The sequence below is a fragment of the Blautia sp. AF32-4BH genome, assembly GCF_003460565.1.
GTDB lineage: Bacteria > Bacillota > Clostridia > Lachnospirales > Lachnospiraceae > Fusicatenibacter > Fusicatenibacter saccharivorans.
Genome location: NZ_QTVL01000032.1, coordinates 1 through 7,524 on the forward strand (window position 1 = coordinate 1; position 7,524 = coordinate 7,524).

Sequence of the window (7,524 nt, forward strand, 5' to 3'; positions counted from 1 at the left end):
ATCATAGAAGAACCTTTTAAACACTATTTTACAGAAAAAGTTTCATACTCTCGCTAACATCTAATCCACAGCCTAAACCCTACCGCAATTTTCCGGCCATCCACTTTTTCTCCAATCAGACCAAAAAGTAGATATGTTTCCATATAATAAAACCGAGCTTTCCGCAAGGCTTCTCTGATGATACCAACCTTACAAAAAGCTCGGAAATACGCTACTTTTCAGTACTTGATTTTATTTTCTTGACAGCAAACAGACCGTCTCGACATACTCATCATTGTCCAAACTCGTATTTTTACCAACTTCTAAAAATCTCTTTTATGAAAATTAATTCTTACTGTTTTTCTTTACTGTACTGTGAATATTTTTAATGCTTTCCAAATATTCTTCTTCAACCGGCGATAAGTTCTGCACCTGATATTTCCGATATTCTTCTGTTGCTTTTTCAATTGCCTGTGCATGACTAATCGTTCCGGCTCCTTGCAACACTTTTTCACCTGTAGTTTTCAAAACATTATCAAGGTGTTCCACATAATCTTCCATATGCATGGGATTGTGACGCATAGCTTGAATCTCCGCAAAATCAAAATATCCCGATACAATATTATTTAGGATCTTTAACTCTTCATCATTGAGATAATTTTTGGCAATACTGATATCTTTCAATACAGGAAAATCACCAGAAAAACTTTTTAATCCCATAAAAGGCCGACTGGCGTCCGCACGCTCGTATATAACTTCTGCTGCTGTATGTCCATGTGCTGCATAGTGTAATTTATTTTGTACCATTTTAAAAAATGCAATGGATTCACTACTCTTGGGATCATAATCAACACTTGTTGCATAAAGGTCAAGTACCTGTCGGTACATCACTTTTTCAGATGAGCGAATATCCCGAATACGGTCTAATAACTCTTTCCAATAATTACCCCCACCCAGATTTTTTAGCCGTTCATCATCCATTGTAAAGCCTTTTATCATGTACTCTTTTAATCGTTCAGCAGCCCACCGACGGAAATTTGTAGCAATCTTGGATTTCACTCTATATCCAAGAGAAATAATCATATCAAGATTATAATGAATTGTATTATAGTTTTTTCCATCAGCTGCAGTTGTTCGGAATTTCCGAACAACTGACTCTTCATCCAATTCTTCCTCTTCAAAAATATGCTTGATATGCTCGCTGATATTAGATTTACTTGTCTGATACAACTCACATAATTGTGCCTGTGTAAGCCAAACGGTCTCGTCTTCAAATTTAACGTCAATTTTTGTATATCCATCTTCCGTTTGATATATGATGATTTCACTCCCAATAATATTAGGATTGTCTCTTTGATCCTCCATCTTTTACCCCTCCCTTTACCGTTCCATTAAATTCCCGATAACCTCTCTCTTAATTAAACATCTATCTTCACCTCTGTAGCAAATAGTTTCTTATTCCCTTCTCCTGGAATAAAAGATATTTTTTTACCCTTTTGAATCACTTCTATTGCACTCTCTGTCTTAGAATAAATACTTTCGGTAATGGAATATTCTTTTCCATCAGCACCAACTACATAGGCATAAAAACTTTCTGTTCCCTTTCCAACATATTTGACCGTTCCTGTAATGCGTCTAAAATCCGCATCAATAATGAGTGTCCGTGTCTCGTCAACCTGCATGCGCAACTCATTCTTGTGTGCATGATCATCCACAAGATACTGATTTTTATATTCTCTGATAATCCGATCCGTATCTGTTGCAACATCACACCCAAGCCCAAGATACAATTTCCTATCACTAATAATATAAAACTCCTCTTTGGCCCTCGTCGCCGCAACATTCATTATGTTCGCTTCGGTTACTGCCCAGCGTGCCGCTCCGCTGCTCTGCCTGTCGGCACCGAGTACAAAAAATACGATTGGAGCCTCTTTCCCCTGAAACGTATGGACAGTTCCGACATTTGTCGGTTTTCCCTGTTCATCATATCGGGTAAAGTGAATTTTCCGTAATTTCTGAGAAAGCTGATATGCCACATTGGAAAACGGTGTAATTACATAAACCACATCTTTTTCTTTTTTATCTAAGATTTTCGGATTTTTATCTATCATCTCCTTGAGCTTATGCAAAAGGAATTCTCCCTGTTCCTCGACATATTTATTGTTCGCCATTCCACCAACATCAAACCAGTCTGCTTTTCCGTACTTTTCCATTCCCTGCACCATAAATCCGTCATAGGAAATCATGTTCGAAATTGTAAACATCGGATACCGACATCTTCTATGCACCCATAGCGGAATTCCAACCCATGAATCCTCCGCCTTGTCCTGTTTTCGATAAAACCCGTACTGACTTGCCGCATCTGCTAAAATCTGTGCGGATGCAGATGCAGATAAATATTTTTCTGTCACTCCAAAATGCTCCCCCAACATATATAGGGTATTAGAATCCAACGTAAGAACCGGTTTAATCTGCAACGGATCACCGACCACCATTACATGCCTGCTGCGATAGATTGCACCGACAGCCGCCTGTGGCAGCGCCTGTCCTGCTTCATCGATAAAAAGATGCCCCAGTGTCTCAGCTCCAAGATTTTTGCACATACGCGAAAAACTGGCAAACGTAGAACTAATCACCGGAATTGTCATATTAATCCAGTTCCATGCCGCCTCAATCACATGCTTTCGATCCAAATACTTCTCCTGCTGATCCCAGACGATAATGGCCGCCTTTACATTTTTTCTGTTCTCATAAAGAAATTGTTTTCGAACACGTAATGCCATAACAAACAATTTTGACTGTGCGACACGATACGCTTCGTCAAACCACGGGTTTGATATCTGTAAATCTTCATACTCCTGATTCATATTCAGCGGTTCTGTCTTACTGTCGTTTTTTATATTTTCATATTCGCGGACTCTTTTCTCCAAATTTGAAATTTTACCTGTTTCCACCGTCTTCCAACTGTTAAACTCCTGCTTAAGCTTCTCCTGTTTTTCATTACTTTTACTCAGCCTTGTTTGCCGCAAATGAATATTTTCATTAATTTTTTTCTCCTGTTCCCTGCATTCTATATCTTCATCATTTAATTTTACTAACTGATCCGTAATCTCATTTAATCTGCTCCTATATTCCTCTTTCTTTTTCTTTCCCGCAAAGAAGCAAGGACGTTGCTCCTTGTGTACTTGAAGGCACTGGTTCATACTGTCCATATTTTTTCGGACAGCTTCTGCCCTGTTTTGTACCTCTTTCAAACTGAGATGTAACTGTTCCAACTGCTGCCCGCATTCCTGTTTATTTTCTGCAAGCTTCTTAAGTTCTACGCACAATTCATGCTCTTTCTTCTCTAATTTTTCTTGATAGCTGCCACGAACCTGTTCCATCTTTTGAGTATATTCCTGATACATCCGAACGCTATCTGCAAATTCCTGCCTTTTTGTTCGAATCGCTTTTACTTCCTCATAATGACTCAGAAATTGTTTATATATACCTTGATTCGGCAGATAATCTTCTTCCAAATATTTGTGGATATGCTTCATATTCGTGAGGATATTGCTCATATTATTCGCTTTTCCACCTTCAAGTGAAAATACTCCCCAAAACTTTTCTTCTCCCGGAACAGATTCTTTTACCAGTTCCTCTCTTTTCTTCCCGTTCTCATCTTCCAACCACTCTACCGACACCTTCGCATTCGATATCTCACAAAAATAGTCCGCTTCTTTCAGTTCATCGATTAGAAAATTGTCAATCTCCTTACTCAACGGAAGTTCGTTCACAATGTTTTGAACCGCACCATTATTCGAACTTGCAACCACGATATTATTTTCGATAATATGTTCCGGGATCTCTCCAATCGATGCATGATTAAAATAAATTGTTTTCTCTGTTCCTTTGATAAAATGGTCCGAAAGTTTCGCAATACTATACGCCTGCTGTACCACTAACTGCGCAAATATGTCCTTCAAAAGCGTCGTTTTTCCGGTTCCAGGCGGACCGTTGACACTTCCCATCTGATTGTTGTCAAAGCCGATGGATAAGTTTACCGCAACTTGCTGCATCAGAGAAAGCGCATATGTCGTATTGCTTGGAAACCTTCCCAGGGGATAATTCTTCGGCTGCAGAATTTGTTCAAACAGATGCGGATGAAAATTCACTGAATCTTTTTTGCTGTCAAGGTTCATGCGTTCCTTTTTATTTCCATACAAATAAGCATTCAAATTAACCGTTTCGATTTTTTTTGCTTTTTCCAGATCATCGATGAAAAAAGAATGCAGATTCGTCGCTTCAGTCTCGATATTTCCCAGAATCTTCATCCGGCAATTTATTATATCAACCTCATGTTGCAGGAGTTCCTTTTGCATCGCAGCATTAAACTTCGCCGAATCCCCTGCTGTCTCATCAAAATCCTGAGCAAGCTGATTTTTAAAATCTTTCTCAAATTCCCGAAACTCTTTCTCATAGGGAACTTTTTTGAATTTCCGTATGTAAGCACTTTCTGTAAAGAATGTCATATCCTCCAGAAAATTAAGATTCTTATCGAAATACAGCGCGAAACTGAACTTGTCTCCGAAACGAATATCCTCATCCGTCGATTCCAAGCCATACTCTGCATGAAGTATGTCCACAACTTCCTGAAATTTAAAAATATCAAAATAGACAACGACTCCTCCTTTTTGCCGTCGATTCCATTTCTTTTTCTCAATTTTATGCAGAAAAACTTACTAAATTTCTGATTATCTTTTCATAAGTTGGTAAATGCCGATATATCCCGTATTTTAGGGCTTTATCGGTATTTTCTTTTTGGAAGATACCTTGCATAAGCTGGCATTTACCAGCATGAAAATGCAACCAAAAGTAGTAAATGAGTAGTAAATATAAGCTCCGATATTAACAAGCCAGTCTTTCCAGTTCTGCTTTTGCAGATTGAAATGTACCGTGTGCATAATAGCCAAGTGTCATGGTTATGTTAGCGTGTCCCATAAGATATTGCAGGGTGTTTGGGTTCATTCCTCTGTTTGCCATATTCGTACAGTAAGTATGTCGGAATGAATGTGGTGTGATGTTCGGTAACTTGTCCGTGTGATACTTGTTATACTTCTTAATTAGTCCTCGCACCATGCCCTCATAGTTTCCTGCAACTTTAGGTAAGCCCTCACGGTTCAAGAATAGGAAATTGCTATAACCACCTACAATCAACGGTTGTGCCTTTCCTCTGTTCTTTAGTATTCTTTGGATTGCTTGATAAGCCCGTTCTGTCAATGGAAGTTCTCGTTTTCCGTTTTTGGTCTTTGGCGTTTCAATATAGTAGCCGATTTCGCTGTCTTTCAATAACTGGTGGTCTATATTGAGTATTCTGTTCTGCATATCAATATGCGTCGTTAGTCCGCAAAATTCAGAAATACGAAGTCCCGTTTCCAGCAGAAGCACAACCTCATCATAATACTTGCTGTAAATCTTATCCTTTTCCATAAAGGCAAGCAGGCGTTCTTCCTGCTCTGGTGTAAGGATAACTTTCTGCTCCGTATCATCTTCCAGAACATCACTTAGCTTAAATTCAAACGGGTTCTTTCTGATACAGTCGTCTTGTATCGCCATGTAAAATGACGCTTTCAAGGAACGCTTGTAGTTATCAATCGTTTTATAGGCGTATCCTTTTTCGCTCATTCTGATAGCCCATTCTTTAGCGTCCGACTGCTTAACAGTATCAATCGCCCTCATACCCAATGGGTCATTTTTCAGAGCGTTCATAAGATACTGTCGTCCTTTTTCAGTAGCCCTCTTGATGTTCTTTCTTTGGCTGTTCTTCTTGTCGTAGAGCTGGCAGACTGTCATTTTACCGCCTGCTGTATCAATACCGTCGTTAAGGTCTTTTTTAATCTGTGTTTCTTTTTCCCTCAACGATATATCATCACGCTTTCCAGCAGGTGTCTTGTCTGTCGGTACAAGTTTCCAAGAATAGATAAATTGTGGCTTTCCGTATATATCGGTATATTTATAAACGTATCTTCCGTCTTTTCGCTGGCTCTCTCCATTACGCAAATTGCGATTTTTACTGTCTTTTCGTTTTACATTAGACATAGTGTAAAGCTCCTTTCCGTCATGGAACGAGCCGTGATACGCTATATTTATTATACCATATCTACGGCTCAATGACATTAGATTTCGTCCAATGTATCTATGATTTTTTCAAATTGTTTTCGCTTAATCTGAATACGGTTGCCGTTCACGATAACCCAGCCAGCGTCAAGATTTTCTTCGGCTAATTTACGCAATTTCTTTTCGCCAATGCGGAAGTATTTGGACGCTTCTTCAACCGTCAGCGTATATTTTTCCCAAATAGGCACATCAGTATTGTTCATAATCTATGCACCCCCCTTTACTGTGTGTCGTTTTTTACAAGCAGGCAGACGGCTTTGGAAAGCTCCATTAGTATCTCAACTATTCCCATTCTTGTGGGCAGAACCGCACCATGCGGACGTATCATTATTCTGTGAGGATAGGTCGTGGCAAAACAACTTTTCCAACAGTCGCTCTCGGATCACTGCGTGGGTCGCTCGCTTTCTTTTGAAAAGGTCGTGGCGTACAGTCCCCGTGGCTCGCCATCTCACAAACGTATCTGTCTGCTTTATTCAGTTGTCAAAGAGCTGTGGTGAAAGCGTGTTGCTTTCATATAAAAGCAGGTGGCAGAGCAGGAAAGAGGGGGATATTAAATCATGCTCCGCTAAAAACTGCTTATTCTTCTGGTTCTAAGTCCATATCTTCAATATCAAAACCTAAAATCATTTTGATAAGTGCTTCTCTGATACGTCCTTTTAATTCCATATCTACAACGATATAAACATTGCCGTATTCATCATAAAGTGAACGCAAACAGCACTTTGATATGTAAGGGTCATAAAATGCCAGTAATTTTTCAATCGCTTTTTCGTTTCCGTCCATAGCTGATGAAATCAAGTAATAAGACGGTTTCTTAAATAACTGTTTCATTTTCTAATGTTCCTCCTTGAGTATTTTTTTCATAGTTTCCAAAGCGTGATGTCGGTTTCTAAATACACCGCTTTGCGTGATTTTCTGCAAGTTGGCAATTTCACTTTCTGTCATTTCCAAGAAGTAATACATCAACAGAGTATTGCGTTTTCTTTCTGGAAGTTTCTTCAAGGCTTCTGCCAATTCATCATCAAGGACACGAATATCAATGCCACATACTGAAAAGATTGTATAATCTGTTTCGTAGTCGTCCCAAACAGCCATTTTATCAACAAGGACATCTGGCAATTCGCTGAAAGATATTTCTTTATTCTTACGACGGTTTAATTCCTTGTAATAATCTTTCACGACACTACGGACAACTTTCTTTAAACAACTTTCAAAACGACATTGAACTGTTTTCTGGAAGTCAGACGGTTTCATCAATCTCACCTCCTTTCCTTTATGATTTGAAAAGTGTTTATCCCTCTTTCCGCACCATATAAGGACAGCTAGGTGTGATTTAAGTAAACGGTAGAATACGAGTACCTTGACAAATAGCAGACCGCTTTTGCGGTC

At 39.1% G+C, this 7,524-nt stretch carries 6 protein-coding genes; all 6 read right to left on the reverse strand.

Annotation, left to right across the window (positions count from 1 at the left end; genetic code table 11):
- Nucleotides 1-324: 324 nt before the first annotated feature.
- The 6 genes from DWZ44_RS17675 to DWZ44_RS17705 all read right to left on the reverse strand — a co-directional run bounded on the left by DWZ44_RS17675 (nucleotide 325) and on the right by DWZ44_RS17705 (nucleotide 7,389).
- Nucleotides 325-1,344 carry a virulence RhuM family protein gene (locus DWZ44_RS17675; protein WP_117805421.1) on the reverse strand — a complete coding sequence of 340 codons (1,020 nt, stop codon included), beginning with the start codon at nucleotides 1,342-1,344 and terminating at the stop codon, nucleotides 325-327.
- A gap of 53 nt (nucleotides 1,345-1,397) precedes the next feature.
- Nucleotides 1,398-3,944: an AAA domain-containing protein gene (locus DWZ44_RS17680; RefSeq protein ID WP_158565961.1), complete on the reverse strand. Its 2,547-nt coding sequence runs from the start codon at nucleotides 3,942-3,944 to the stop codon at nucleotides 1,398-1,400.
- Between the two features lie 922 nt (nucleotides 3,945-4,866).
- The gene (locus DWZ44_RS17685; RefSeq protein ID WP_003062094.1) at nucleotides 4,867-6,057 is read right to left on the reverse strand and encodes a site-specific integrase; all 1,191 of its coding nucleotides are present in this window, start codon (nucleotides 6,055-6,057) and stop codon (nucleotides 4,867-4,869) included.
- Nucleotides 6,058-6,134: 77 nt separating this feature from the next.
- Nucleotides 6,135-6,338 (reverse strand): excisionase, encoded by a 204-nt coding sequence (locus DWZ44_RS17690; RefSeq protein WP_002322728.1) that lies wholly within the window; start codon nucleotides 6,336-6,338, stop codon nucleotides 6,135-6,137.
- Nucleotides 6,339-6,711: 373 nt separating this feature from the next.
- Nucleotides 6,712-6,966, reverse strand: coding sequence for a helix-turn-helix domain-containing protein (locus tag DWZ44_RS17700; RefSeq protein ID WP_002322727.1), 255 nt, complete (start codon nucleotides 6,964-6,966; stop codon nucleotides 6,712-6,714).
- 3 nt (nucleotides 6,967-6,969) lie between these two features.
- Nucleotides 6,970-7,389, reverse strand: a complete 420-nt coding sequence (locus DWZ44_RS17705; RefSeq protein WP_003061815.1) for an RNA polymerase sigma factor — start codon at nucleotides 7,387-7,389, stop codon at nucleotides 6,970-6,972.
- Between the last annotated feature and the right edge of the window lie 135 nt (nucleotides 7,390-7,524).